The sequence below is a fragment of the Pseudomonas sp. BC42 genome (genome assembly GCF_021560055.1).
In the GTDB taxonomy this organism is placed as follows: Bacteria; Pseudomonadota; Gammaproteobacteria; order Pseudomonadales; family Pseudomonadaceae; genus Aquipseudomonas.
In genome coordinates this window covers 2,113,650-2,139,895 of sequence record NZ_CP091067.1, presented here as the reverse complement: position 1 = coordinate 2,139,895, position 26,246 = coordinate 2,113,650, and the positions used below count along the sequence as shown (strand labels likewise).

Genomic DNA, 26,246 nt, shown 5'->3' with positions numbered 1-26,246 from the left:
ACCTTTATCCGGCCGAAGGCACGCCTGATCGCGCGCCATGAAAAATGCTACTGTCGCCGGCGCACCTGTCTCTGCAAAGGATTTGCCATGCCCCTCTCTCTTATCGACCGCTACCGCGGCAGCCTCCTGGGCCTGGCCTGTGGTGACGCCGTCGGCACCAGCGTCGAATTCAAGCCCCGCGGCAGCTTCGCGCCGCTCACCGATCTGCTGGGTGGCGGGCCGTTCAACCTCAAGCCCGGACAGTGGACCGACGACACCTCCATGGCCCTGTGCCTGGGTGAGAGCCTGCTGCACAAGAACGGCTTCGACCCGGCCGACCAGATGGGCCGCTACCTCAACTGGTGGCAATGGGGCTACCTGAGCGCCACCGGCGAATGCTTCGACATCGGCATGACCGTGCGCCAGGCCCTGATCGATTTTCAGGAGCACGGCCGGCCCTTTGCCGGTTCCACCGACCCGCAGACCGCGGGCAATGGGTCGTTGATGCGCCTGACGCCGGTGGTGCTGTTCCACTACCCCGATCTGCAGCGGGTGCACGAATTGGCCGGCGCCAGTTCGCGCACCACCCATGGCGCCGCCGAAGCCGTCGAATGCTGCCAGTTGCTGGCCGGGTTGATCGCCAAGGCCCTGGGCGGCGCCAGCAAGCTTGAACTGCAACGGCTCGATACCACGGGGTTGAGCCAGAGCAAGGTCGTGGCCCTGGCCCAGGGCGGTTATCTGCACAAAACCCGTGAGCAGATCCGTGGCAACGGTTATTGCGTCGACTCCCTGGAGGCGGCGCTGTGGTGCTTCCAGCACAGCGACAGCTTCGCCGACGCAGTGCTCGCCGCCGCCAACCTGGGGGAGGACGCCGACACCACCGCGGCCATCGTCGGCCAGTTGGCAGGCGCCTTCTACGGGGTCCAGGGCATACCGCCGCACTGGCTGGCCTGCCTGCACATGGCCGAGGAGATCCAGGCCATGGCCGATCAATTGCTGCAGGCCGCCCAGCGCCAACAACCGGCCCAGCCCCTCAACGGCAGTTGCCTGTGCCGGGGCGTGCAATACCAGGTCGAGCGCCTGGACATGCCCATCGGCCATTGTCACTGCCAGACTTGCCGCAAGGCCCATGCCGCGGCCTTCGCCTCCACCGCCGGGGTCATGCGCGAACATTTTCGCTGGACCCGGGGCCAGGAGTTGCTCAGTTCGTTCGAATCGTCGCCGGGCAAGCTGCGGCACTTCTGCTCGGTGTGCGGCTCTCATCTGCTGGCCGAGCGACCGGGCCAGCCCCATGTGATCCTGCGGGTGGCGACCCTGGACGATGATCCGGGGCAAACCCCGCAGGTGCATATCTGGACCGCCCACGATGTGCCCTGGCTGGCCCACGAGGCGCTGGAGCGCTGGCCCGAATGGCAACCCAGCCGCGACTAGACTGCATGTCCACCCCTTGACCCGATAGCGAGATGTTCCATGCGTGCGATCCTGTTCCTGGCCCTTGCGCCGCTGCTGCTCGCCCCGTTGGCCCAGGCCGACGAGTGCGACAGTGCCACCACCCAAAGCGATATGAACCAGTGCGCCGGCCGGCAATTCCAGGCGGCCGACAAGCAACTGAACAACCTCTACCAGCAGATCAACCTGCGCCTGAAAGACCAGCCACAGGCCAAGAAACTGCTGGTCAGTGCACAACGGGCCTGGGTGGCGTTCCGGGATGCCGAGTGCGAGTTCTCGTCCTCGGGGGTCGAAGGTGGCAGCGTGTATCCACTGGTCTACAGCAACTGCACCACGGCCTTGACCAAGGCCCGGGTGGAAAACTTCAAGACCTACCTCAAATGCCAGGAAGGCGATTTGAGCTGCCCGGTACCGGGCCTCTAGGAACGGGCGGGCCCGCGACTGCGTTGGTGGGGGCGCTGCCTGACTTGCCGGCCCATTCGCCGGCCAGCCGGCTCCTACGGATACCTATTGCTCGCCTCCCTTGTAGGAGCAGGCGGGCCCGCGAAGGCGTCAGCGGGGGCGCTGCATGGCTTGCCGGCCCATTCGCCGGCAAGCCGGCTCCTACGGATACCTATTGCTCGCCACCCTTGTAGGAGCGGGCTGGCCCGCGAAGGCGTCAGCTGGGGCGCTGCATGGCTTGCCGGCCTGTTCGCCGGCAAGCCGGCTCCTACGGGTACGTATTGCTCGCCTCCCTTGTAGGAGCGGGCTGGCCCGCGAAGGCGTCAGTGGGGGCGCTGCATGGCTTGCCGGCCCATTCGTCGGCAAGCCGGCTCCTACGGATACCTATTGCTCGCCTCCCTTGTAGGAGCGGGATGGCCCGCGACGGCGTTGGTGGGGGCGCTGCCTGACTTGCCGGCCCATTCGCCGGCAAGCCGGCTCCTACGGATACGTATTGCTTGCCCCACTTGTAGGAGCGGGCGGGGCCGCGAAGGCGTAAGCGGGGGCGCTGCACGGCTTGCCGGCCTGTTCGCCGGCAAGCCGGCTCCTGCATAAGGAGCCGGGCAGGCCGATGGAGGCGGGTCAGCGGATGAAGATCTGCGTCGTGGTGGCCGCCATGTCGCCACCGGGCAGGGTGATCTTGCCCACCTGCTTGAGGCTCTCGGCGTCGAAGATCGCCACGTCGTTGAAGGTCCCCGTCAGGTAGATCTTGCTCCCGGCCTTGTTGAACGACAGGCAGTAGTAGGAATGGTCCAGGGTCGCGGCCTGGAGCAGTTTCTTCTGCTTGATGTCGTACTTGGCCAGGCGGTTGAGCACGCCGAACATCAGGTTCGGGTCCTTGGGCGAGCGCATGCCGCTGAAGTAGATCTCGGTCAGGGGGCCGAAGTCGGTGGTTTCCGTCTTGCCGGTCTTCAAGTCAATGCTAAACAGCCCGTACAGCGGCTCGGCGGTCGCCGGGTCCTGTTGCTTGTCCTTGAATTTCGCCGCGGTGTAGAGCAGCGAGAAGTCGTGGCGGTAGGTCTGCTGGTTCCAGATGTAGAGCACGTCCGGGGCGCTGTAGTTGGGGCGTTTCCAGTGCCGGCTGGGGATCAGCACGTCGAACTTGCCAGTCTGCACGTTGACCTTGTACAGGTCCGGCCCGGCCACATACAGGGTGCCGTCGTCGCCGCTCTGCATGATGGTCAGCTGGCGTGGCGCGGGGAAGCTGCGCACCGGCCTGGCGTCGAGCCCGGCATCGGTGGCGTAGACATCCAGCCGCGGCTCCTTGACCTCGTAGCGATCATTGAGCAGCAAGGTCGGGTTGGCCACGGTGTACAGCTCCTTGCCGTCGTGGCTGACGGTGAAGGCGAACATCGAGCGCGCCTTCTCCCCCGGGTGCTGGGTGATGCTGGCGTGGAACACCTGCTTGCAGCTGTCGAGCTCGACGCCGTAGACATCCGCGTAGTGGTTGTTCAACACGTAGGCGATCTTGCGGTCCGGCGACAGTTGCACGGTGCCGGGGCCGAAGGCGTCGGGCATCTTGCAGGTCTTGTACAGGCTGTCGCTGGCCAGATCGATGACGTGCAGGTTGTTCGGGTAGTTGGTGGTCACCAGGTACTCGTGGCCACTGTTGAGGGCCAGCCCCTCATCGGCCAGAACGCTGAACGAGCAGGCGCCGAGAACCGCGAGTGCGACCAGGCCGCAGGCTTTGATGCTGTGCATGCTGGAATCCTTCTTGTTGTTCATCACTTGTCTTTCGGGAAGACAGTGCCGAGGTTGCGCCAGTTGTCGTTGGAGGCCTGGGCGTCCTTGTTCCAGTCGGGGTAGGTGCTCATCATGTCGGGCACCTGGGCCGGCCACCAGCACGGGTCGGAGCAGCCGTAGAGGTCGGCCTCCATCGGCTGGCACAGCGACGAGACGCCGCCAAAGGCGTCGATTTCCCAGCCCGGGTCGGTGGTCGAGGCGCAGCCGGCCACGGAGTTCATCGCCAGCACTTCTTCGATCCGGTCCTCGGCGGCCGCCGCGGTCAGTTTCTGAGCTTTGTTGTTGATTGGCTTGAGATGTTTCATGTCAGTGAGCCTTGCGCGGAGTGATGTAAGTGCTGATGAACGCAGGGTTGTGCGCCATGATCCGGCTGTAGACTTCGATGCCGAAATCCACCCAGTCACGCATCAGTTCGCAGTAGTGGTAGGTCGGGTGCGCCGGGTCGCCGTAGCGGGCGTAGCTCTCGTGGTAGCAGCCCCCGGAACACAGGTTGCGGATGCGGCAGCTGTCGCAACCTGTGTTGGTCCGGTCCAGGCGTTGGGACAGGAAGTCGTTGAGCTGCACCTGCTTGACCCCGCCGTCATGCACGTTGCCGAAGGTCGGCAAGGACGAGCCGGTAAAGCGGTGGCACAGGTTCAGCTCGCCCTTGTGGTCCACCGCCAGCATCTTCAGCCCGGCGCCGCAGGGCAGCGCTTTCTTGTGGCCTTCGTGGATGTCGGTGATCAACTGGTGCAGGTTGGAGAAACCGATGTTGCGGTGCTCCAGCGCCGCGTCCAGGTAACGCCGCCCCAGGCGTTTCATGCTGGCGAAGACTTCGATCAGCTCATCGCTGCTGAGGTTGAAGCTGCTGATGTCCCCGGAGGTCACCGGGGCGAACCCCACCTCGGCAAACCCCAGCTCGTTGAACAGGTGATCCCAGATCGTCTCAAGGTCGGTGACGCCGGTGGTCAGGGTCACCCGGGCACCCACCGGGCGGCTGTTGTAGCGCGCCAGGAGCATCTGCGCCTTGCGCCGCACCACGTCATAGGTGCCCTGCCCGCCCACGGTGATGCGGTTGCGGTCGTGCACGGTCTTGGGCCCGTCGATGCTCACCGAGAGCCCGAAGCGGTGGGCGTTGAGGTAGTCCACCACCTCCTCGGTCAACAGCGTGGCGTTGGTGGTCATGACGAACTCGACGAACTTGCCGGCAGCGGCAAAGCGCTGTTCGCAGTAGTCCACCATGGCCTCGATCAGCGGCCGGTTGCTCAGCGGCTCGCCGCCGAAGAACACCACGGTGTAGCGCTCCTCGTCGGGGGATTCCTGCAGCAGCATTTCCACCGAGGCGATGGCCGTGTCCAGGCCCATCTTCTTGCCCGCCGAGGGCTTGTCCAGGTCTTCCTTGTAGCAGTAGGTGCAGCTCAGGTTGCAGCCGGTATTGACGTTGAGCACCACGGTATTGATCGCCGTGCGCTCGACCCGCTTGACGCCGATTTCCGGGGTCAGGGGCGAGCCGTCGCTGACCAGCTCCAGGGCGATCAGCTCGCGCAGGGTGTCGCTGATTTCGGCACCGTCATAGCGGCCGCCCAGGCGCTGGATCAGCTCTTGCGGGGTACAGCCCGGGCCGCGCAGGGCATCGATGATGCTGCCGGTCAGGGCATCGCTGGCGAACAGCGAACTGCTGGGGATATGGAACAGCATGCGGTCGGCGTCGACCTGCACTTCATGCAGGTTGCGCTCCACCAGATTGAGAATTGCGCCCATTACAACCTCCTGTGCACGCCCCGCTGTCGGGGCCTGCGGTCATTGCCTGAAAGTGTCTGTCGCTATCGCTCGACGCCCCTCAGGGAATGGGTGGATTGTTCCAGCGTTGCACGGTGACGATCAGTTGGCCCTCGCCGGTCAGGGCCTTGCCGGCGTCATCCACGGCGGCGATCACCTTGAGGTTGCCGGCGTTGTTGGTGGACATCTTGCGCTGCGGATTGGGCCCAGCGTCGCCCGGGGTAAATACGCCGCTGTCGGCCTGCATGCTGCCGGCGTACTTGACGTCTTCATCCTTGGCCGCCTGCTCGTCGAAGGCCTCGACCTTCCACTGCGCCGGCATCACGCCGATGCGATAGGCCTTGCCGTCGGCGCCCTGGCCCCAGGCTTCGGCATCGAAGCGGCCCTGGACCTTGGGCGTCGAACCGCCACCGTCGCCAATCCGCGCCACCGAGAACGCCGGCACCACCTTGACCTCGGCGATGCGCTGGTACACCGCCAGCGTGGCGCCCTTGAGGCTGCCGACACTGACTTCGCGCAGCCCCGGCTGGGCGCTGGCCGCGGCCTTGAGCTTGAGGCGGATGCGCTCCGGGCTCTGCTCCAGCACCTGCAGCACCTCGACGTCCTTGCCGAAGCTCGGGGTGCCGGAGAGGCCGGCGCCCACCAGGGTCACTTCAGCCTCTGCGCCGGCCTTCAGGTAACCCGGCTGCACCGCCAGCAGACGCTGGCTGCCCTGTTTGGCGGCGATGAAATCCAGGCCGCGCTCATCGTGCTCGGCCTCGAACATCCGCCCTTGCAGGGCGTTGCCCTGGGCCGCCAGCACCTGGCGCATGACCACGCCGTCGACCGTGACATTGCCGCGCCATTCATAGCCGTTGTAGAGAATCGCGCTGCCCTGGCCATTGAACGGGCTGCCATCGGCGTACTGGCCCTTGACGCTGACCTTGAACTGATCGCCCTCGCCGGCGCTGACGCTCATCACCCCGGCCAGCTCGCCCTTGCCCGGCAGGTGGCCGCTGAAACTCCAGTCCCCGACCAGCGACGCCGCTGAAGGACGCGCTTGCTGCCAGGCCTTCCAGGCCGGGTTGTCGAGGGGATAACGCTGGGCCAGCAGCGGCACCATGTCCTTGAGCGCGGTGGGCAGCCATTCGCGGTCCCGGGACAGCGCCTGGTACTCCAGGGACGGCCATTGCCCGAGGTGGAAGTTCACCAGCCGCTCCCATTCCTGGGCCGGGCGGCGTTGCAGGGCGATCCGCGCGCCGGAGTGGCACCGGGCGCACATCTGGGTGGTCTGCTCGTCGAAGTGCTCGACGGTGTTCAAGCGCCGCTCCAGGGCATAGCGCACGCCGTCGGTCTCGCTGGGGGCCAGGCCCTGGGTGTCGGCCAGGTACTTGACCAGGGTGCGGCGGTCCTCATCGCTGATCTTCAGGCCGTGCATGGTCTGCATGCGGGCAATGCTCATCAGCCAGCCTTCCGGGGTCTTGCGCTGGTGGCTGATGCGGCTCAGGGCATCCCCGGCCTCGGGGGTGTGACAGCCCTGGCAGGTTTCCTTGAGGATGCTGCCGGCATCCCGGGCGGCAAAACTCGATGGCGCGTGCAAGGCGGTACAGGTGGCGATGGCCAGCAGGCTGGCGCTGAGCCTCAGGCGGAGTTTTCTCTTCATCAGGGTCGAACCTCCCTCGGTGCTTTCTTATTGTTAGCGAGTTGTTTTTATGGTTTCTGCCATGCCCGGGGATACCGGGCATGGAGGCAGGAGAAACGTCTGAGGGTAAGCAATACACGGAGCGTGCCAGCTTATTAAAAGACTCCGAATCAATGACTTAGGTGAAAACCCCGGGCATTGGCCGGCGCCAGGGTGTTACCCGACGTTCAATTTCGCGACAGACGTCTCAGTCTGAGACATCCCACCGCGGGGCGCAGATCGCCGCGCTGGCGCCCGCCCTCACCTGTATCGGTGGTTTTCTTTGCAATTGGATCTTGCATTTATCCGGCGCCGCCGCAAAATCACCCGCGCTTTGCCCACCCCGCTGTGCGGGGCGCTCTGCACTCCCCCTCATTACAAGGAACCTGAAGTTCATGGATAGAAGCGCCTGTGCCCGTCTCGGCTCGCTGATCCTCTCGTTGTCTGCCCTGACCCTGGTCGGTTGCAAGGAAGAAACCAGCCCCAAGACGGCCGCCATCGCACCGGCCCCGGCGCCTGCGGCCATGATCATGCCGATCTGCGCCAACGGCGAATGCGCCGTGCTGGACCAGGACGGCAAGGTGCTGGTCAGCGCCGACAACGACTACGACGCCGTGGTCGCCCTGCCCCTGGACAAGACCTTCCTGTTCGCCAAGGACGGCACCTGGAACCTCGCCAGTGCCGACGGCAAGCAGATCCTCAAGGCCGCCTTCACCGACGACCTGCGCCTCTTGACCCCGGGCTATTTCGGCTTCGGCCAGGACGGAAAGCTGGGCATCATCGACCAGAGCGGCAAGCAGATTCAGCCCCCGCGCTTCGACGACCTGTATGTCGGCGGCGCCGATGAGTTCATCGTCTACGAGATCGGCGGCAAGCGCGGCATCCTCAGCGCCAAGGGCGAGGTGATCACCGAAGCGCTGTATGACAGCAGCGTGGTGCGCGACGACTTCGCCAAGCGCGGCGGCTGGATGGGCGCCGAGCGCGGCGATCAGAAGTGGGCGCTCAACCTCAAGACCGGCGAGCAGAAGAAGGTCGAGTTCGACAGCATCGACTACTTTGCCAACCAGCATCTGGTGGTCAACACCGAACAGGGCAAGGCCCTGGCCGATGCCAATGCGCAGTTGATCAGCGCCGCCACCTACAACTGGATGGGCGAGCCGGGAGACGGCCTGGTGGCCTTCCGCGAAAAATATGACAGTCCCTGCGGCTACATGGACTTCCAGGGCAAGACCGTGATCCAGGCCCAGTTCGGCACCTGCCAGGTCTTCGGCAAGCAGGGCGCGCTGGTCACCGCCAAGAATGCCGACGGCAGCTCCGGCAAGGCCGGGTTCATTGACCGTCAGGGCCAGTGGAAGGTGCAGCCGGTCTATGACTCGGCGGACCCGGCAGGCTTCAGCCCCCTGGGGATGTTCAAGCAGGTATCGGGGCTGAACCAGGTCGCGGTGCTGCAGAACGTGTTCAGCGCCACCTTCGGCATCTTCGATGTGGACAAGGGCGTGGAGCTGTTCAAGCCGACCTACGCGCAGATCGGCGCGCTCAACGCCGACCTGTTCGTGTTCAGCACCGCCAACAGCCCGACCAAGCAGGCCACCCTGTTCGGCCAGGCCACGCAGATGCATACCGTGGGCCTGATGGACGCCAGCGGCAAGGTGTTGCTGGAGCCGGGCCAGTACGTCGACATTCGCCTGGATGCCAGCGGCCACTACCTGCTGGCCACCGACGACACTTCGCCCCTGGCCACCTCGGCGCTGTATGACCTCAAGGGCAAGCGCCTGATTGCCAGCAAGTGGCAGGAACTGGTGGTGGACGAAGCCCGTGGCGCGATCTTCGGCTACGCCGTGGAAGGCGTCGGCGACGATCAGTCCCGCAGCCTCAAGGCCCTGTACCGCCTGGACGGCACCCCGAGCTTCCAGGTCAGCCAGGTGGAATGTGGCGCCGAGCAGGTGCGTGACGGCCAGGACAAGGTGCTGTGGCCGGTCAACCCGCAGGACCACTGCCCGCAACCGGACGAAGAAGAAGACCAGGGCGAAGGCGACAACGCACAGGGCTAAGGCCCTGGGCGAGCCGGTCACGGTAGCGATCAAGCCTGCTAGGATGCGGGCTTGATCGATTCAGCCAACCGGCCCGGATGGGGCCCGACAGGAACTGTCCCATGCTCAACGCTCTGCTTTTCGACCTCGACGGCACCCTGACCGACACCGACGCCCTGCACCTGCTGGCCCTGCAACAACTGTTGTGGGAAGAAGACCGCCGGACCTTCACCGAGGCAGAGTTTGCCGCCCACGTCAGTGGCCAGGCCAACGCCCACATGTGCCGCTACCTGTTTCCCGAACGCAGCGTGGCCGAACATCTGGCCTTTGCCGAACGCAAGGAAGTGCGTTTTCGCCAACTCTCCCCGCAACTCAAGCCCCTGCCCGGCCTGCCGCGCCTGCTGGACTTCGCTGCCGAGCACGGCATCGGCGTGTGCGTGGTGACCAACGCGCCACGGGCCAACGCCGAGCACATGCTCAAGGCGCTGGGCCTGCAGGAGCGCTTCCAGACGGTGCTGGTGGCCGAGGAGTTGCCCCGGGCCAAGCCCGATCCCCTGCCCTACCTCAGCGGCCTGGAATGCCTGCACGCCACGGCCGAACAGGCCCTGGCCTTCGAGGACTCGGTGCCCGGGCTGACCGCCGCGGTCAACGCCGGCATCAGCACCTTCGGCCTGGCCACCAGCCAGCAACCGCACACCCTGCTCGATGCTGGCGCCCACCGGGTGATCCGCGACTTCGACGACCCGCAGCTGTGGGCCGAGATCCAGCGCCGGCTCGGGCGAGCCTGAACCACCGGAAGCCGGCCGCGGATCCGCCGGGGCCATGAGCACCGTTGCAGCCTGGGTTGAAAGGAATGTCGCTGGCGATTGCAGCGGGACGGTGGGCGCGAACCTCACCGGGAGAAAACAGCAGAAGGGAAAAAGTGCTCGCCCATCACTTCGGCAGTGGCACCTAAGCCGAAGTACCCCCTTTGGCTGGGCGAGCAGGGAGGAATATACGTGGCTGCCGAGGGCCGTCCTATCGGACAGATCCTAAAAGCCAGTGCGATTCGGACAAATACCTTTGCGCTTTTTCCTCAGGACCACCTTTTTTTCACAGGTCTTTCACCTCGCCCCCCTTAGATTGATAGTCACTCCTGAACGAATCCCATTTGGCCCGCCTTGTTGCGGGCTTTTTTTTGCCAGAGCAAGCGCCTTGCAGGGGCACGAGCCCCAGGCTGTCGGCCAGCTGAACGAAGTCGCACCAGCCCTGCCGCCGCCCATGGCCATAGATACAATTTGAAACCTTTACCCCCCCTCTCCAGATCGACGCCATGACTGAAGACTTCGAAGTGCCCAGCCCCCACGAAAAGCACCTGGAACACGTGACCGAACACGCCCACCGCCGCAATGACAACTTCGCCAGCAAGATCGCGGTGATGACCGCGATCATGGCCACCCTGGGGGCGCTCCTGAGCTATCAGGCCGGCTCCACGGAGAGCCAGGCGGCGATGGACAAGAACAACGCGGCGATGAAGAAGACCGAAGCCGCCAACCAGTGGAGCTACTACCAGGCCAAGTCCAGCCGACAGAACCTGGCGGAGCTGGCGACCCACATTCCCGGGGTCGATGCCGGGCACTACAGCATCGAGGCCCAGCGCTACCAGAAAGAGAAGGAAGCCGTGCGCCTGAAAGCCGAAGCCCTGGAAGCCGAGGCCCGGGACTGGGACGAACAGTCCGAAGTCGAGCTGCACCAGCACCATCGCTGGGCCCAGGCGATGATGGCGATCCAGATTGCCATCTCGATGGCCGCCATCACCCTGCTGACCCGCAAGGAATGGCTGAAGAAACTCGCCTACGGCGCGGCCGGCGGCAGTGTGCTGCTGGGCACCCTGGCCTGGCTGCACATCTAGAACCCCCTGCGCAGCAACCCGCAGCGCCCTGCGTCGCAGCGTCCGCGGATTCTCACCGGCTGTCGCAGTTTGCGAAACCGTCCGGCCCGGATGATCCCGCCAGCGACGGCCAGAGCCCCGGATCCCGGGGCTGCACGACTTCTGCAGACCTGGCACAGCCATTGCGAAAGCCCCTGCCTCACCTACAACAAGAGGCTTCGCCATGGCTATTGCCCCCCTGCTCGCCGCTACCACGGCGTTTATCCAGCGCGCCCCGCGCATGTTGATCGGCGCCCACTGGGTCGAGGCCGCCGACGGCCAGACCATGCCCCTGCGCAACCCCGCCACCGGCGAACAGCTGTGCCTGGTGCCACGGGCCACGGTGGATGACGTCGACCGCGCCGTATTGGCGGCGCGCCAGGCGTTCGATGATTCGCCCTGGAGCCGCACCCGCCCCCGGGAGCGGCAGAACCTGCTGTGGAAGCTCGCCGACCTGATGCAGCGCGACGCCGAACTGCTGGCCCAGCTGGAATGCCTGAACAACGGCAAGAGCGCCGCCGTGGCCCAGGCCATGGACGTGCAGCTGTCCATCGACTATCTGCGCTACATGGCCGGCTGGGCCACCAAGATCGAAGGCGCCAGCGTCGAGGTGTCGCTGCCGCTGATGCCCAACGATCAGTTCCACAGTTTCATCCGCCGCGAGGCGGTGGGCGTGGTCGGTGCCATCGTCGCCTGGAACTTCCCCCTGCTGCTGGCCTGCTGGAAGCTCGGCCCGGCCCTGGCCACCGGCTGCACCCTGGTGCTCAAGCCGGCCGACGAAACCCCGCTCAGCGCCCTGAAGCTGGCGGAACTGGTGCAGGAAGCCGGCTACCCCGACGGCGTGTTCAACGTGGTCACCGGCACCGGCATCACCGCCGGCTCCGCCCTGACCCGCAACCCCCTGGTGGACAAGCTGACCTTCACCGGCTCCACCGCGGTGGGCAAGGAAATCGGCAAGATCGCCATGGACTCCATGACCCGGGTGACCCTGGAACTGGGGGGCAAGTCGCCGACCATCGTCATGGCCGACGCCGACCTGGCCAGCGCCGCCGCCGGGGCCGCCAGCGCGATCTTCTTCAACCAGGGCCAGGTGTGCTGCGCCGGTTCGCGGCTGTATGTGCAGCGCAAGCATTTTGACAACGTGGTGGCCGACATTGCCGGCATCGCCAACGCCATGAAGCTGGGCAACGGCCTGGACAGCAGCGTCGACATGGGCCCGCTGATTTCCGCGCGCCAGCAGGAGCGGGTCTATCGCTACATCGAGATGGGCCGCGACAGCGGCGCCACCATTGCCTGCGGCGGCGAACAGTTCGGCCCGGGGTATTTCGTCCAGCCGACGGTGATCGCCGATGTCGACCAGCAGCATGCCCTGGTTCAGGAAGAAATCTTCGGCCCGGTGCTGGTGGCGATTCCCTTCGACGATGAAGCCGACGCCCTGCGCCTAGCCAACGACAGCCCCTACGGCCTGGGCGCGAGCATCTGGTCCAACGACCTGGCGGCGGTGCACCGGATGATTCCGAAGATCAAGTCCGGTTCGGTGTGGGTCAACTGCCACAGCGCCTTGGACCCGGCGCTGCCGTTTGGCGGCTACAAGATGTCCGGGGTCGGCCGGGAAATGGGCCATGCCGCCATCGAGCACTACACCGAGCTGAAATCGGTGCTGATCAAGCTCTGATCCGCACCCGGCCAACCGCCCCGCTCCGGGGCGCCGGAGGGGGTCCGGCGCCCCCGACGACCGCCCTGTTCAGCGGGCCAAGCGCTGCTACGCTGAGCCCGAGCCGGCTCGCGGCCCAGCGTCAAGGGCCCGGACTCGCCTTCCCCACCACGCCTCATCCCCCCCCGAAAACCTGAGGAATGCATCATGGGATCAAATGGAAATGATCACGATTACATCCAGTGCGGCTGCCACAATCCCGTCTGGGAAGCCCTGAAAGACACCCTCGACCCCGCCAGCTATATCGCCAGCCATGCCAACGCCGCGCATGGCCCCGCCAAGGATCCGAGCGGCGAGTCCCTGGTTTTTCATGACGGCATCATCTACCCGTTGCGCGACGGCAACATGGAGGACCGGGTCGAAGCCCTGGGCATCCATGCCGGCGACGTGGTTGCGTCGGGCACCCTGGCCGCCGTCGAAGCCCGCATGCAGGCCCTGGGCATCGAGTACAAGAAGCAGTCGCTGCATGGCAAGACCCTGCTGCCCGGCCTGGTCGAGCCACACGCCCACATCGTGCAAAGCTGCGCCATGGACGGCTGGCTGAACCTGGGCGCCATCGAGCCCGACCCGCTCGACAGCGATCCGCAGCAAGACCATCGCAGCCAGCGGCTGCGACCTGTCTACAACTGGACCTGGCTGAAGGAAACCATCCAGAGCAACCTGCCCGAGGACAGTTCCAGCTGGATTCTCGGGCATCTGGTGGATCCGGCGCTGATGCCCTTCAAAGTGGTGCCGGGTGGCCTGAACCAGCTCATTACCCTGCAATGTGGCGACGGGCCCGAAGAAGGCTACCTGGACAGCATCGAGGCCAAGCGGCCGATGCTGCTGATCAGCGCGTCCATGCACACTGCCTACATGAACACGGCGGCCAGGGATCTGGTGCATGAAAAAACCGGGATCATGGTCGAGAACGGTGTTCTGCAGGAAACCCAGATAGTGGCCGGGATCCTGTCGATTCCCGCCAAGCAGAAGCTGGAGATGCTGAAGATCTTCAAGCGCCTCGATACCTTCTTCGAGACCGCTGTCAGCCGCGGGATCACCCTGCTGTACGACGCGATGATGGATCCCCTGTCAAAACTGGTTTTGAACGCCTACTTCCTGACCCACCCCAGAAAGCTGCGGATCGGCTACGCCGCCGCCTGCAACAACTCGCTCGAAGCCCTCAAACGGTTGCCGGACTATCGGCCGGCCACGCGGGAAGAGGCCAGGCACCTGTATCAGGGCTCGATCAAGGTGATCTCGGACGGGTCCAACCAGGGCCTGACCGGCTATCAGGTCGAGGACTACTGCTGCAAGACAGACCGCCCCGTGGGCAACTTCAACCTCTGCGACGAGGGCAACGATAGCCCGCAACAGCTTCCGGATCGCTACAAGGACTTCATCCACGCGGCGGTGAAAAAGGGTTGGCCGCTGATGATCCATGCCAACGGCGATCGGGCCATCGAATTCACTCTGCAAGCCTATGACCTGGCCCTGCAGGGCCAGAGCGGCCTGGACAAGCGCCATCGCATCGAACACTGCTCCCTGCTCACCCCGAACACCCTGGAAACCATGCAGCGCCTGGGTCTGTCACCGAGCTTCCTGATTGGTCATGTCGGCTACTGGGGCTATGCCTTCGATAAAGCCATTTTCGAGAGCAAGGCCCAGAAGATGCTCGACCTGTGCAAGTCGGCCCTGGACCACAAGCTGCGGATTTCCCTGCACAGCGACTATTCGGTGACCCCGCTGGGGCCCCTGCGCTCGATGGAACAGGCGGTGACCCGCAAGATGGAGGGCATCCGCAATCACGACCAGCAGTTCGTCAACGACCCACGCCTGCAACCCATCCTCAATGAAGCCGAATGCCTGACCCGCCAACAGGCGCTGAAGGCCATCACCTACGACGCCGCCTGGCAGTGTCATGCCGAGGCCTGGACCGGGTCGCTGCAGGACGGGAATTTCGCCGACTTGGTGATCCTCGATCAGGACCCGTTGGACGAGAAGGTCCCGGCCCCCCAGATTCGCGACATCCAGATCCGCGAAACCTGGAAAGGCGGCCAACGGGTGTACCTCAACCCCCGAAACTGACCGCGGCCAATGCAAGCCGGGGGTTGCTCAAGCCCCCGGCGCACCTTGTAGGAGCCGGCTTGCCAGCGAAAAGGGCCTGATGTCGTGGATGGCCGCTGCGCGGTTCGCGAGCAAGCTCGCTCCTACAGTTTCTGTTGGGGACAGTTAGGGTCGGTATCCCTGGGCCAGCAACCAGCCCCGCACGCCCCGCCCCTGCTCCGGGCCGAGGTCCGCCAGGGCCTGGGCCGCCGGTTGCTGTTGCAAGCGCCGCAACAGCGGTGCCAGTTCCACGCCCTGCACATGCCAGATGCCCAGGGGCTGGTCCGGGGTGATCACCACGTCGGCTTCATCCACCAGGCCATCGCGCAATACCGGGGCGCGCTCGATGCGCAAGGCTGCAAAGTCCGCGGCGGCGTGTGCCGGCTGCGGGTCCGGCCAGCATCGCCGGGCCTGCCAGAACGGCTGTTCGGGCCAGCGCTGTTCAGCGGCGTAGAAGTCCCGGCCAATGCGCGCAAAACGCAGGAACAGCTGCTCCACCCGCTGCCCATGGAAGCGCTGCGCCAGCGCTGCACGCTGTGGCCGCTGCAACAGGGTGTTGATCACCGCCGGGGCCTGCAGGGCCGAGGACAGGGACTGGAAAATGCCGTTGCCGGACAAGGGGTCCACCGCCATCGCCGCATCGCCGACCCGCAGCCAGTTGGCGCCACACACCTGGGGGCTGAGAATCGCCGTGCTGCTGCGGGCATGCAGGTGCAGTTGCCGTTCCTCGCCACCGGCAAAGAACTCCCGGGCCAGGGCCGACGCCTGGCGGCGCTGGCGACAGTAGGCCAGCAACTGCGCCTTGCCCGGCAGCCCGGCGCTGGCCACATCCAGGGTCAGTTGCCAGTAGCACTGGCCATCTTCGCGCCGGGCCATCCAGGCCCAGCCGTCTTCCAGGCTGTACACCGCGCTGGCGGCGCTGCCGCCGGGGCCCTGCCAGCGGTTGAGCAGGCTCAGGGTTGGCGCCCCGCGCAGTGCCTGGCCGTCGCCATGGCGCAGTGTTTTCCCCAGCACCGGCGCCTGGCGCCCGCGGGCCTCGACCAGGAACTCGCCGACCAGCTCCGCCTGTCCCTGCACCTGGACCCGGTGCCCGGCCTCGCCGGACTGCACCCCCAGCACCCGGCCCTCGACCAGCTGCACCCCGGCCTCGCGCAGGGCCTCGCGCAGACCACGGTCGAAGGCCGGGCGGTCCAGCAGGTACTCGATGTTCTGTGCATGCTCCTCGCCGTTCCACGCCACCCGTCGCTGGGACGCTTGCAGGGCCTGGGCCAGCGCCTGTTCCAGGCCGGCCCCGCGCAGTGCTTCCAGCACCCGCAGCGAAACCCCTTCCAGGGCCGCAAAGCGCCGCCAGTCGCTGACCAGGGTCACCGGGTAGCCGAGGCGTCGCAGCCCCAGCGCCACCGCGGCCCCCGCCGGGCCCGCCCCCAGGATCAGGATGCCGTGCATGGCCACTGCCGCCGTTCCGGGCCCTGGTACCGGGCGTTGTCTTGCAGCCACTGCTGGACCTGGGTGTTACTGGCGTCCGGGTGGGCGCCCAGGTAGGCGGCGATGTGCCCGCTCAGGGCCGCGCAGCCCAGGCTGGCGCCGGATTGCCCCGGGCTGCTGCCACGCACGCAGGCGGCAAAATCCGCCTGCGCGGTGTTCAGCCATGACCACTGCTGCGCGCTGCATCGCGCATCGCCCGTGACCCGCCACACCCCGGGGTAGCTGGCCGGAAACACCGGTTCGCCCTGGGCCGGGCTGGACGCGCACAACAGCACTCCACGGGCTGCGGCCGCGGCACAGGCCTGGCGCAGCAGGTCACGATCCTGGCGCAGGCCCAGGCTCAGGTTGATCAGCCGCACCTGCTGTTCCAGCAGCCAGTACAAGGCGGCGCTGACCTGCGCGGCGCTGGTGACCCCACGGGCATCGAACACCTGGGCCACATAGAGCCGGGCCGCCGGCGCGCGCTGGCCGATGGCCTGGATGATCGCGCTGCCGTGGCCGAGGGCGTCCTCCTGCAACGGCCCCTCGCCCACCCCTTCGGCTTGCAGGAAGAATCGGCGCCCGGCCGCTATTCGCTGGTGGGCGGCATGGCCGCTGTCGATCACGCCAATGCGCAGTTCAGGTTTCATGGGTTGCCTCCAGCACGTGCAGTACACCCTCGCGCAACTCGAATCGCAGCTCGGCGTCGGCCAGGGTCGAAGGCCGGTGGCTGATGAGGATGCGCGTGCGCCCGGCGAACAGTCGGTCGATGGCCTCGATCACCTCGCGCTCGGTGGCCTCGTCCACCGCCGAAGTGGCTTCGTCCAGCACCAGGATCATCGGGTCCTGAAGCAGGGCCCGGGCGATGGCGATGCGTTGTTTCTGCCCGCCGGACAACTGCTGGCCGCGCTCGCCCAGGGGGCTGTCCAGGCCTTCGGGTAGGGCCTCGATCAGGCTCTGCAGTTGCGCCAGCCGCGCCACTTCGGCCACGGCCTCGCGGCTGGCGTCGGGCACGCTGTAGGCCAGGTTGTCCGCCAGGCTGCCGCGAAACAGCACGATGTCCTGGCTGACCACCGCCACCCGCCGTCGCAGTTGCGTCAGGTCCAGTTGGCGCAGGTCGATGCCGCCCAGCAGCACCTGCCCGGATTGCGGGTCGTGGTGGCGCTGCAACAGGTCGATCAGGGTGCTCTTGCCCGCCCCCGAGCTGCCGCTGAGCGCCACTTTGCGGCCGTAGGGAATCCGCGCTTCGATGCCCTGCAAGGTCATCCCGCGCCCCGGATGGCAAAAGTGCACGGCGTGCAAATGCAGCTCGCCCTGCTCCGGCACCGGCAGCGGCGCCTCGGGGTTGGTGATGCCCGGCTCTTCACCGCGCAGCTCCATGACCCGGCCCAGGCTCACGGTCATGCGCTGGATCGCCACGTACAGCCCGAGCAGGCTCTGCACCGGGCCCACCGCCATGCCCAGGTAAGTGGAAAAGGCAATCAGCGCCCCCAGTTGCCAGGTGCCCTGCACCACCCAGTAGCCGCCGATCAGGAAGGCGCAGGCCCGGGACAATGAGGTCAGGGTGCCGGGCACCGCCTGGGTGAAGAACTCGGTGACTTGCAGCTTCAGCAACTGGTTCAGGTAGCCCTGGCCGAGGCGGTCCAGGCGCTGTGCTTCGCGCTGCTGCTGGCCGGCGCTCTGGATGAATTTCATCACCGGCAGGGTTTCCACCAGGAACGAGGACATGTCCGCCGAACGCTCGCGCAACTGGCGCACATCGCGCTCGACCTTGCGCCGCATCCAGCGCAGCCAGAGCACGTCCAGGGGGATCAGCAGCAGGGCCAGGAGCGAGAGTTGCCAGGACAGGGTCAGCAGCATGGCCAGCGCCACCACCAGGCCGATCACGCTGGACACCGCGGAGAACAGCGAGTCCACGGCAAAGCGCTGGATCTCCGCGACGTCACCGTCCAGGCGCGACATCAGGTCACCGATCCGCCTTTGCCCGTAGAAGCCCGGCGACAGGCGCTGCAAGTGCCGGTAGAGATCGTCGCGCAGGGCGAACAGGATGCGCCCGGACAACCGCGTGTGCAGGTAGCGGTTGACCCCGGAGAGCAGCGTGCCCAGCAGCCCGGCGCCGATCATCAGGCCGGCGATCAGCACCAGCCGGGGAAAGTCCCGGGCCAGCAGGCCGTCGTCGATCAGCAGCTTGGTCAGCCAGGGTTGCACCAGCACCAGCAGGGAGGCGCACACCGACAGCCCCAGCAGCCCGCCAATGGCCAGCCGATGCGGCCGGACAAAACCGTAGAGCCAGCCCAGGGCCGCACTCAGTGCCTGGGGATCGCGGCTGTCCACCAGCCGGGTGATCAGGCGCCGCATCAGGCGCGCAACTGTTTGAGCTTGCGGTACAGGGTCGCGCGGCTGATGCCCAGGGCGTCCGCCGCCGCCGAGACATTGCCCTGGTGGTTGTCCAGGGCGCTGCGGATCAGCTCCAGCTCGTTCTCGCGGATGCTTCCGGTGGGCGGTCGTGCATGGGCGTTGAGGTCGTCGAGCATGCTGTCGGGCAGGTGCTCCAGGCCGATCTGCCGTTCGCCCTCTTCGCGCAGGGCCAGGGCGGTGCGCAGGACCATCTCCAACTGACGGATATTGCCCGGCCAGTGGTAGTCCGCCAGCAACCGGCGCAGCTCGCCGCTAAGGCTCACGTCGGCGCCGCCGAGCCTGGCCAGCAGGCTGTCCACCAGCGGCTGCAGGTCTTCGCGTTCACGCAGGGCCGGCAGCAGCACGCTGATGCCGTTGACCCGGTAGAACAGGTCTTCGCGAAAGGCCTTGTCCTGCACTTGCTGCTTGAGGTCACGGTGGGTGGCGCAGATCAGCGCGATGTCGATGTCCTGTTCTTCGCCGGCCCCCAGAGGCGCCACCTTGCGGTCTTGCAGGACCCGTAGCAGCCGGGCTTGCAGGGCCAGGGGCATGTCGCCGATCTCATCGAGGAACAGGGTGCCGCCATGGGCCTGTTGCAGGCGCCCGATCATGCCGCCGCGACGTGAGCCGGTAAAGGCGCCTTCGCGGTAGCCGAACAGTTCCGACTCGATCAGGCCTTCGGGGATGGCCGCGCAGTTGACCGCGACAAAGGGTTTTTCAGCCCGGCTGCCGGCGCGGTGCAGGGCCCGGGCCAGCACCTCCTTGCCGGTGCCGGTCTCGCCCAGCAGCAACACCGGCAAGCCATTGGCCAGGCCCTGGCGGGCCATGCGCAAGGTGCGGGCGTAGCGGCTGTTGCCGCCGGCCAGGGCTTCCAGGTCCTGGGGCAGCGGCGCGGTTTTCGCGGCGCTGCGCGGCGCCCGATGCAGGTTCAGCGACGGTTGCGGCGCCCGCAGGGCCTTGTAGAACAGCTCGCCCTTGGCGGTCTGCAGGCTACCTACCGCCCCTTGTTGCAGGCGTGCCAGCAATTGCAGGCCATCGACCCCGAGGAACTCTTCGCAGCGCCGCCCCACCAGGGCCGCGCGCGGGGTGTTGAGCAACTGGCAGGCCTGGCCGCTGACCGCGAGGATCTGCCCGCCCAGGCTCAAGGCCAGCAGTCCCTGCCACGGCGATTCGAGGTATTGCCGACGACTGTGGAAGGCCAGGACGATCTGCTCCGGATAGGAGGCATGGAACACCCGCGCCTCGATCTGGCTGACCGCCATGGACAACAACGCGGTGCTGTCCTGGGCCCGCCCCAGGGGGCCTTCGCGGGTCAGGTCGAGCACCCCGATCATCTCGCCCTGGGGGCACTGGATCGGCACCGAGGTGCAGGAAAAATGGCTGAGGCGGTCCAGGTAATGCTCACCGCAATCGATCAGGGTCGGCCGCGCTTCCACCAGGGCCGTGCCCAGGGCGTTGGTGCCACGGGTGGCCTCGCTCCAGCAGGCGCCGAGGGTGATGTCCTGCACGCCGCTGTCCTTGAGCCGGTCGGCGCGGCCTTCGATGGCCAGGATGGTGGCGTCGGCATTGGCCAGGATGATCAGGCCGTCCTTGCCTTGATGCTGGTTCAGGTAATCGATGGCCGGGAGCGCCGCGTCCAGCAACAGGCGGTTGCTGGCCAGCAGCACGTCGAGGCTGGCGCCAGATTCCAGGGTCAGTTGATGCTGGCTGCCAAAGTGCACGCCATGGCTCAGGCTGCGCCGCCATGAAGCATCGATTTCCGCACGCAGGACCCCGTCGGGGATCTCGCCTTCCAGGTGCAGCCGCTCCCGGGCCAGCCGGGCTTCGTGTTGCTGCTCACCCTTTATTGTTTTTATAAGAGTCATCAAGCGCTCCGAATCGGTCCGCCCGCTGTACCCGCTCCACTCCCTTGGATTGCGCGAGGCACGCAAGCCGTGGTCAATGTCTACACCGGGTTCAGGGGGCAGTAAAGGGGTCTGACCCGGATCAGCGGGTCGCCCTGCATTGCTCTGCCGTTCCTTCAAGATCAAGCAAAACCTGCGCCAGTCGGTGTTGGCGCTCGGGCATCTTGACGTTTACGTCAAGCAAATGGCAAGTACCGCATGGTCCGACCATCTTCCGGCCACGGCCATGCCATGGATGCTGTAGCGGCACAGGAAGCTTGCGACAGATCGCGGATCGCCGGAGGTGAAATGACTCAGACGTGGGGATCACCCGGGGCCTTGGCCGGGGCGGCGTATTGCGGCTTGAGGTGGCCGTTCTGGTCCAGCAGCCAGGCGTCCATGATCTGTCGCACCACGGGGCCGGCGACCCGGCCGCCGGCTTCGCCATTCTCGATCATCACCGAGATCACGATCTGCGGGTGTTCGGCGGGGGCGAAGCCGACGAACAGGGCGTTGTCGCGATTGCGCTCGCGGGTCTTGAGGCGGTCGTAGCGTTCGCCCTGCTTGATCGCCACCACCTGGGCGGTGCCACTCTTGCCGGCAATGCGGTATTGCGCTCCGGCGGCTGCGGCGCGGGCAATGCCGCGCGGGTCGTGCATGACCATTTGCATGCCGTGGTTGACCTGATCCCAGTCGCGGGGGTTCTTCAGCAGGATGTTGGGCATCGGGTGCTCATCCACCGGGGCCACGCCGTCGATGGTCTTGGCCAGGTGCGGGCGGTTCCACACGCCCTTGTTGGCAATCAGCGCGGTGGCCTGGGCCAGTTGCAGCGGGGTGACCTGCATGTAGCCCTGGCCGATGCCGAGGATCACGGTTTCCCCCGGGAACCAGGGCTGGCGGCGAGTGGCGCGCTTCCAGGCCTGGGACGGCATCAGGCCGGGGGATTCTTCGAACATGTCCAGGGAGACTTTTTCGCCGAGGCCGAACATCGCCATGTAGTCGTGCAGGCGGTCGATGCCGAGCTTGTGCGCCAGGTCGTAGAAGTAGGTGTCGTTGGAGCGCATGATCGCGGCGTCCATGTCCACCCAGCCATCGCCGCTGTGGTTCCAGTTGCGGTATTTGTGGTCGAAGTCCGGCAGTTGGTAGTAGCCCGGGTCGAAGACGCGGGTCGATGCGGTGACTACGCCGGTATCAAGGCCGGCAATCGCCACTTCCGGCTTGATGGTGGAGCCTGGGGCATAGAGGCCGCGCAGCACCCGGTTGAACAAGGGGCGGTCGATGGAATCGTGCAGCGCCGCGTATTCCTTGAAGCTGATGCCGGTGACGAACAGGTTGGGGTCGAAGCTGGGCTTGCTGACCATGGCCAGCACTTCACCGGTGGCCGGATCCAGGGCGACCACGGAGCCGCGGCGATCCCCGAGGGCTTCTTCGGCGGCTTCCTGGAGCTTGATGTCCAGGCTCAGGACGATGTTCTTGCCGGGGATCGGATCGGTGTGCCTGAGCACGCGCATCACCCGGCCCTGGGCGTTGGTTTCGACTTCTTCGTAGCCCACGTGGCCGTGCAGTTCGGACTCGTAGAACTTCTCGATACCGGTCTTGCCGATGGATTGAGTGCCACGGTACTCCACCGAATCCAGGGTCTTGGCTTCCTTTTCGTTGATCCGTCCGACGTAGCCGATGGAGTGGGCAAAGTGCGCGCCCATGGGGTAGTGGCGAACGAACTGGGCTTCGACATCCAGGCCCGGCAGGCGGTATTCGTTGACTGCCAATACGGCGATCTGCTCTTCGGTGAGCTCGTAGAACAGGGTCACGGGAACGAAGGGGTGGCGGGCCTGCTTCATTTCCTTGTCGAACAGGGTGCGGTCTTCTGGCGGCAGGTGCAGCAGGTCGACCACGGTGTCCAGCTCGCCCTTGAGATCGGTGGTGCGTTCGCGGGTGATGGTCAGGTTGAAGCTGGGGCGGTTGTCGGCCAGGACCACACCATTGCGGTCATAGATCAACCCGCGGGTTGGGGTGATCGGCAGCACGTGGACGCGGTTGTTTTCCGAGATGGTGGAGTGATAGTCGAACTCAACCACCTGGAGGAAATACATGCGCCCTACCAGGGCACAGGTGATGGCCACCACCAGCACAGCGCAGGCCAGCAGGCGCTTATTGACCAGGCGGTTTTCTTTTTCGTGGTCCTTGATCGGAATCGCTTCGGGCATTGCTACAGCTTCTCGTTGAATAGAGGTCGACGCTGATCCGTGCGGATGAACTCAAGTCCCTAAAAAAGAGCTGCACCATACCAAAAACTGCCCATCGATTTTGAGGGGATTTCCCTCGTCACTGATCAGTGGTGCCGGTCCTCCAGCCCCAGGGTATAAGCCGATGGCGGTAGAGCCCGCTACAGCGGGGGTAGGCCGCAACCCCGGCACTGTCGCGGGGTGCTGGCAGCCGCAGCCGAGCGGTCATGGCCGGCCACAGCAGCGCAGCTTTTCTGCAGCGCAAAAACAAAACCCCAACTGCTTTCGCAATTGGGGTTTCGGAATTTAATCTTGACGATGACCTACTCTCACATGGGGAAACCCCACACTACCATCGGCGATGCATCGTTTCACTTCTGAGTTCGGGATGGGATCAGGTGGTTCCAACGCTCTATGGTCGTCAAGAAATTCGGTAGCCAGTCCGTTGCTTGTGCAACGTGCCAGCGAATGGGTATGTAATAGGCTTGTGTGTTTGCAAACTTTCGGTTCGTTTCGTCTTCACACACCGCAACTCGCTTCTTAAGCAAATTGCTTGGGTGTTATATGGTCAAGCCTCACGGGCAATTAGTATTGGTTAGCTCAACGCCTCACAGCGCTTACACACCCAACCTATCAACGTCGTAGTCTTCGACGGCCCTTTAGGGGATTCAAGATCCCAGTGAGATCTCATCTTGAGGCAAGTTTCCCGCTTAGATGCTTTCAGCGGTTATCTTTTCCGAACATAGCTACCCGGCAATGCCACTGGCGTGACAACCGGAACACCAGAGGTTCGTCCACTCCGGTCCTCTCGTACTAGGAGCAGCCCCTCTCAAATCTCAAACGTCCACGGCAGATAGGGACCGAACTGTCTCACGACGTTCTAAACCCAGCTCGCGTACCACTTTAAATGGCGAACAGCCATACCCTTGGGACCGGCTTCAGCCCCAGGATGTGATGAGCCGACATCGAGGTGCCAAACACCGCCGTCGATATGAACTCTTGGGCGGTATCAGCCTGTTATCCCCGGAGTACCTTTTATCCGTTGAGCGATGGCCCTTCCATACAGAACCACCGGATCACTAAGACCTACTTTCGTACCTGCTCGACGTGTCTGTCTCGCAGTCAAGCGCGCTTTTGCCTTTATACTCTACGACCGATTTCCGACCGGTCTGAGCGCACCTTCGTACTCCTCCGTTACTCTTTAGGAGGAGACCGCCCCAGTCAAACTACCCACCATACACTGTCCTCGATCCGGATAACGGACCTGAGTTAGAACCTCAAAGTTGCCAGGGTGGTATTTCAAGGATGGCTCCACGCAAACTGGCGTTCACGCTTCAAAGCCTCCCACCTATCCTACACAAGCAAATTCAAAGTCCAGTGCAAAGCTATAGTAAAGGTTCACGGGGTCTTTCCGTCTAGCCGCGGATACACTGCATCTTCACAGCGATTTCAATTTCACTGAGTCTCGGGTGGAGACAGCGCCGCCATCGTTACGCCATTCGTGCAGGTCGGAACTTACCCGACAAGGAATTTCGCTACCTTAGGACCGTTATAGTTACGGCCGCCGTTTACCGGGGCTTCGATCAAGAGCTTCGCGTTAGCTAACCCCATCAATTAACCTTCCGGCACCGGGCAGGCGTCACACCCTATACGTCCACTTTCGTGTTTGCAGAGTGCTGTGTTTTTAATAAACAGTCGCAGCGGCCTGGTATCTTCGACCGGCATGAGCTTACGGAGCAAGTCCTTCACCCTCACCGGCGCACCTTCTCCCGAAGTTACGGTGCCATTTTGCCTAGTTCCTTCACCCGAGTTCTCTCAAGCGCCTTGGTATTCTCTACCCAACCACCTGTGTCGGTTTGGGGTACGGTTCCTAGTTATCTGAAGCTTAGAAGCTTTTCTTGGAAGCATGGCATCAACCACTTCGTCACCTAAAAGGTAACTCGTCATCAGCTCTCGGCCTTAGAACCCCGGATTTACCTAAGATTCCAGCCTACCACCTTAAACTTGGACAACCAACGCCAAGCTGGCCTAGCCTTCTCCGTCCCTCCATCGCAATAACTAGAAGTACAGGAATATTAACCTGTTTTCCATCGACTACGCTTTTCAGCCTCGCCTTAGGGACCGACTAACCCTGCGTCGATTAACGTTGCGCAGGAAACCTTGGTCTTTCGGCGTGGGTGTTTTTCACACCCATTGTCGTTACTCATGTCAGCATTCGCACTTCTGATACCTCCAGCAAGCTTCTCAACTCACCTTCACAGGCTTACAGAACGCTCCTCTACCGCATCACTTACGTGATACCCGTAGCTTCGGTGTATGGTTTGAGCCCCGTTACATCTTCCGCGCAGGCCGACTCGACTAGTGAGCTATTACGCTTTCTTTAAAGGGTGGCTGCTTCTAAGCCAACCTCCTAGCTGTCTAAGCCTTCCCACATCGTTTCCCACTTAACCATAACTTTGGGACCTTAGCTGACGGTCTGGGTTGTTTCCCTTTTCACGACGGACGTTAGCACCCGCCGTGTGTCTCCCATGCTCGGCACTTGTAGGTATTCGGAGTTTGCATCGGTTTGGTAAGTCGGGATGACCCCCTAGCCGAAACAGTGCTCTACCCCCTACAGTGATACATGAGGCGCTACCTAAATAGCTTTCGAGGAGAACCAGCTATCTCCGAGCTTGATTAGCCTTTCACTCCGATCCACAGGTCATCCGCTAACTTTTCAACGGTAGTCGGTTCGGTCCTCCAGTCAGTGTTACCTAACCTTCAACCTGCCCATGGATAGATCGCCCGGTTTCGGGTCTATTCCCAGCGACTAGACGCCCTATTAAGACTCGCTTTCGCTACGCCTCCCCTATTCGGTTAAGCTCGCCACTGAAAATAAGTCGCTGACCCATTATACAAAAGGTACGCAGTCACAGAACAAAGTCTGCTCCCACTGCTTGTACGCATACGGTTTCAGGATCTATTTCACTCCCCTCTCCGGGGTTCTTTTCGCCTTTCCCTCACGGTACTAGTTCACTATCGGTCAGTCAGTAGTATTTAGCCTTGGAGGATGGTCCCCCCATATTCAGACAAGGTTTCTCGTGCCCCGTCCTACTCGATTTCATGACTAAGAGATTTTCGCGTACAGGGCTATCACCCACTATGGCCGCACTTTCCAGAGCGTTCCGCTAATCTCAAAGCCACTTAAGGGCTAGTCCCCGTTCGCTCGCCACTACTAAGGGAATCTCGGTTGATTTCTTTTCCTCAGGGTACTTAGATGTTTCAGTTCCCCTGGTTCGCCTCTTGCACCTATGTATTCAGTACAAGATAACCATCTTATGATGGCTGGGTTCCCCCATTCAGAGATCTCCGGATCAAAGTCTGTTTGCCGACTCCCCGAAGCTTATCGCAGGCTACCACGTCTTTCATCGCCTCTGACTGCCAAGGCATCCACCGTATGCGCTTCTTCACTTGACCATATAACCCCAAGC

16 protein-coding genes, 2 rRNA genes and 1 pseudogene are annotated in these 26,246 nt (G+C 64.2%); 8 read left to right on the top strand and 11 right to left on the bottom strand.

The genetic code is table 11. From position 1 onward, the window contains the following. Positions 1–87: 87 nt before the first annotated feature. The 3 genes and pseudogenes from L1O02_RS10100 to L1O02_RS10090 all read left to right on the top strand — a co-directional run. Positions 88–1,002: pseudogene (locus tag L1O02_RS10100) on the top strand (ADP-ribosylglycohydrolase family protein); the annotation flags it as partial. A gap of 36 nt (positions 1,003–1,038) precedes the next feature. After that, on the top strand, positions 1,039–1,410 hold the full coding sequence (locus L1O02_RS10095) for a GFA family protein (protein ID WP_233789353.1): 372 nt from the start codon (positions 1,039–1,041) through the stop codon (positions 1,408–1,410). Between the two features lie 39 nt (positions 1,411–1,449). Beyond that, positions 1,450–1,851, top strand: a complete 402-nt coding sequence (locus L1O02_RS10090) for a lysozyme inhibitor LprI family protein (protein WP_047305444.1) — start codon at positions 1,450–1,452, stop codon at positions 1,849–1,851. A gap of 639 nt (positions 1,852–2,490) precedes the next feature. Here L1O02_RS10090 and peaD read toward each other — a convergent pair. The 4 genes from peaD to peaA form a co-directional block, all read right to left on the bottom strand. Then, positions 2,491–3,609 carry a quinohemoprotein amine dehydrogenase subunit beta gene (peaD, locus tag L1O02_RS10085; protein ID WP_060841987.1) on the bottom strand — a complete coding sequence of 373 codons (1,119 nt, stop codon included), beginning with the start codon at positions 3,607–3,609 and terminating at the stop codon, positions 2,491–2,493. A gap of 23 nt (positions 3,610–3,632) precedes the next feature. Next, positions 3,633–3,956, bottom strand: coding sequence for a quinohemoprotein amine dehydrogenase subunit gamma (gene qhpC / locus L1O02_RS10080; protein ID WP_060840310.1), 324 nt, complete (start codon positions 3,954–3,956; stop codon positions 3,633–3,635). 1 nt (position 3,957) lies between these two features. After that, complete coding sequence (gene peaB, locus L1O02_RS10075) at positions 3,958–5,391, bottom strand: quinohemoprotein amine dehydrogenase maturation protein (RefSeq protein ID WP_235759809.1); 1,434 nt, start codon at positions 5,389–5,391, stop codon at positions 3,958–3,960. 79 nt (positions 5,392–5,470) lie between these two features. After that, a complete protein-coding gene (peaA, locus tag L1O02_RS10070; RefSeq protein ID WP_060840312.1) occupies positions 5,471–7,051 on the bottom strand; it encodes a quinohemoprotein amine dehydrogenase subunit alpha in 1,581 nt (526 codons plus the stop codon). Between the two features lie 413 nt (positions 7,052–7,464). Between peaA and L1O02_RS10065 the strand changes: the two genes are divergently transcribed. The 5 genes from L1O02_RS10065 to L1O02_RS10045 all read left to right on the top strand — a co-directional run bounded on the left by L1O02_RS10065 (position 7,465) and on the right by L1O02_RS10045 (position 14,789). Beyond that, positions 7,465–9,120 carry a WG repeat-containing protein gene (locus L1O02_RS10065; RefSeq protein WP_060840313.1) on the top strand — a complete coding sequence of 552 codons (1,656 nt, stop codon included), beginning with the start codon at positions 7,465–7,467 and terminating at the stop codon, positions 9,118–9,120. A 101-nt stretch (positions 9,121–9,221) separates the two neighbouring features. Continuing rightward, entirely contained in the window at positions 9,222–9,887 is a 666-nt protein-coding gene (locus L1O02_RS10060; RefSeq protein ID WP_060840314.1) for an HAD-IA family hydrolase, read from the top strand. A 524-nt stretch (positions 9,888–10,411) separates the two neighbouring features. Next, the gene (locus tag L1O02_RS10055) at positions 10,412–10,990 is read left to right on the top strand and encodes a DUF4337 domain-containing protein (protein ID WP_060840315.1); all 579 of its coding nucleotides are present in this window, start codon (positions 10,412–10,414) and stop codon (positions 10,988–10,990) included. Between the two features lie 202 nt (positions 10,991–11,192). Then, positions 11,193–12,683, top strand: coding sequence for an aldehyde dehydrogenase family protein (locus L1O02_RS10050; RefSeq protein WP_060840316.1), 1,491 nt, complete (start codon positions 11,193–11,195; stop codon positions 12,681–12,683). Positions 12,684–12,869: 186 nt separating this feature from the next. Next, positions 12,870–14,789, top strand: coding sequence for an amidohydrolase family protein (locus tag L1O02_RS10045; protein WP_108546247.1), 1,920 nt, complete (start codon positions 12,870–12,872; stop codon positions 14,787–14,789). Positions 14,790–14,933: 144 nt separating this feature from the next. Here the strand turns inward: L1O02_RS10045 and L1O02_RS10040 are convergent, their stop codons facing one another. The 7 genes from L1O02_RS10040 to L1O02_RS10010 all read right to left on the bottom strand — a co-directional run bounded on the left by L1O02_RS10040 (position 14,934) and on the right by L1O02_RS10010 (position 26,232). Then, positions 14,934–16,253: a tryptophan 7-halogenase gene (locus tag L1O02_RS10040; RefSeq protein ID WP_108546288.1), complete on the bottom strand. Its 1,320-nt coding sequence runs from the start codon at positions 16,251–16,253 to the stop codon at positions 14,934–14,936. Continuing rightward, positions 16,238–16,921 (bottom strand): S8 family serine peptidase, encoded by a 684-nt coding sequence (locus L1O02_RS10035; protein WP_060844226.1) that lies wholly within the window; start codon positions 16,919–16,921, stop codon positions 16,238–16,240. The genes L1O02_RS10040 and L1O02_RS10035 overlap by 16 nt, the downstream gene beginning before the upstream one ends. Beyond that, the gene (locus tag L1O02_RS10030) at positions 16,911–18,629 is read right to left on the bottom strand and encodes an ABC transporter ATP-binding protein (RefSeq protein WP_060844227.1); all 1,719 of its coding nucleotides are present in this window, start codon (positions 18,627–18,629) and stop codon (positions 16,911–16,913) included. The genes L1O02_RS10035 and L1O02_RS10030 overlap by 11 nt, the downstream gene beginning before the upstream one ends. Continuing rightward, entirely contained in the window at positions 18,629–20,533 is a 1,905-nt protein-coding gene (locus tag L1O02_RS10025; RefSeq protein ID WP_108546246.1) for a sigma-54-dependent Fis family transcriptional regulator, read from the bottom strand. The genes L1O02_RS10030 and L1O02_RS10025 overlap by 1 nt, the downstream gene beginning before the upstream one ends. Positions 20,534–20,865: 332 nt before the next feature. Then, positions 20,866–22,758: a penicillin-binding protein 2 gene (mrdA, locus tag L1O02_RS10020; protein WP_060840321.1), complete on the bottom strand. Its 1,893-nt coding sequence runs from the start codon at positions 22,756–22,758 to the stop codon at positions 20,866–20,868. A gap of 328 nt (positions 22,759–23,086) precedes the next feature. Then, positions 23,087–23,202, bottom strand: a 5S ribosomal RNA gene (gene rrf / locus L1O02_RS10015). 138 nt (positions 23,203–23,340) lie between these two features. Continuing rightward, a 23S ribosomal RNA gene (locus L1O02_RS10010) occupies positions 23,341–26,232 on the bottom strand. Between the last annotated feature and the right edge of the window lie 14 nt (positions 26,233–26,246).

What these genes read in the sequence shown, in the direction of transcription:
- L1O02_RS10030 (WP_060844227.1), bottom strand. Translation starts at nt 18,629, where the DNA reads ATGCGGCGCCTGATCACCCGGCTGGTGGACAGCCGCGATCCCCAGGCA.
- L1O02_RS10040 (WP_108546288.1), bottom strand. Translation starts at nt 16,253, where the DNA reads ATGCACGGCATCCTGATCCTGGGGGCGGGCCCGGCGGGGGCCGCGGTG.
- L1O02_RS10090 (WP_047305444.1), top strand. Translation starts at nt 1,450, where the DNA reads ATGCGTGCGATCCTGTTCCTGGCCCTTGCGCCGCTGCTGCTCGCCCCG.
- L1O02_RS10060 (WP_060840314.1), top strand. Translation starts at nt 9,222, where the DNA reads ATGCTCAACGCTCTGCTTTTCGACCTCGACGGCACCCTGACCGACACC.
- peaD (WP_060841987.1), bottom strand. Translation starts at nt 3,609, where the DNA reads ATGCACAGCATCAAAGCCTGCGGCCTGGTCGCACTCGCGGTTCTCGGC.
- L1O02_RS10025 (WP_108546246.1), bottom strand. Translation starts at nt 20,533, where the DNA reads ATGACTCTTATAAAAACAATAAAGGGTGAGCAGCAACACGAAGCCCGG.
- L1O02_RS10055 (WP_060840315.1), top strand. Translation starts at nt 10,412, where the DNA reads ATGACTGAAGACTTCGAAGTGCCCAGCCCCCACGAAAAGCACCTGGAA.
- peaA (WP_060840312.1), bottom strand. Translation starts at nt 7,051, where the DNA reads ATGAAGAGAAAACTCCGCCTGAGGCTCAGCGCCAGCCTGCTGGCCATC.
- peaB (WP_235759809.1), bottom strand. Translation starts at nt 5,391, where the DNA reads ATGGGCGCAATTCTCAATCTGGTGGAGCGCAACCTGCATGAAGTGCAG.
- L1O02_RS10045 (WP_108546247.1), top strand. Translation starts at nt 12,870, where the DNA reads ATGGGATCAAATGGAAATGATCACGATTACATCCAGTGCGGCTGCCAC.
- L1O02_RS10065 (WP_060840313.1), top strand. Translation starts at nt 7,465, where the DNA reads ATGGATAGAAGCGCCTGTGCCCGTCTCGGCTCGCTGATCCTCTCGTTG.
- L1O02_RS10050 (WP_060840316.1), top strand. Translation starts at nt 11,193, where the DNA reads ATGGCTATTGCCCCCCTGCTCGCCGCTACCACGGCGTTTATCCAGCGC.
- L1O02_RS10035 (WP_060844226.1), bottom strand. Translation starts at nt 16,921, where the DNA reads ATGAAACCTGAACTGCGCATTGGCGTGATCGACAGCGGCCATGCCGCC.
- qhpC (WP_060840310.1), bottom strand. Translation starts at nt 3,956, where the DNA reads ATGAAACATCTCAAGCCAATCAACAACAAAGCTCAGAAACTGACCGCG.
- mrdA (WP_060840321.1), bottom strand. Translation starts at nt 22,758, where the DNA reads ATGCCCGAAGCGATTCCGATCAAGGACCACGAAAAAGAAAACCGCCTG.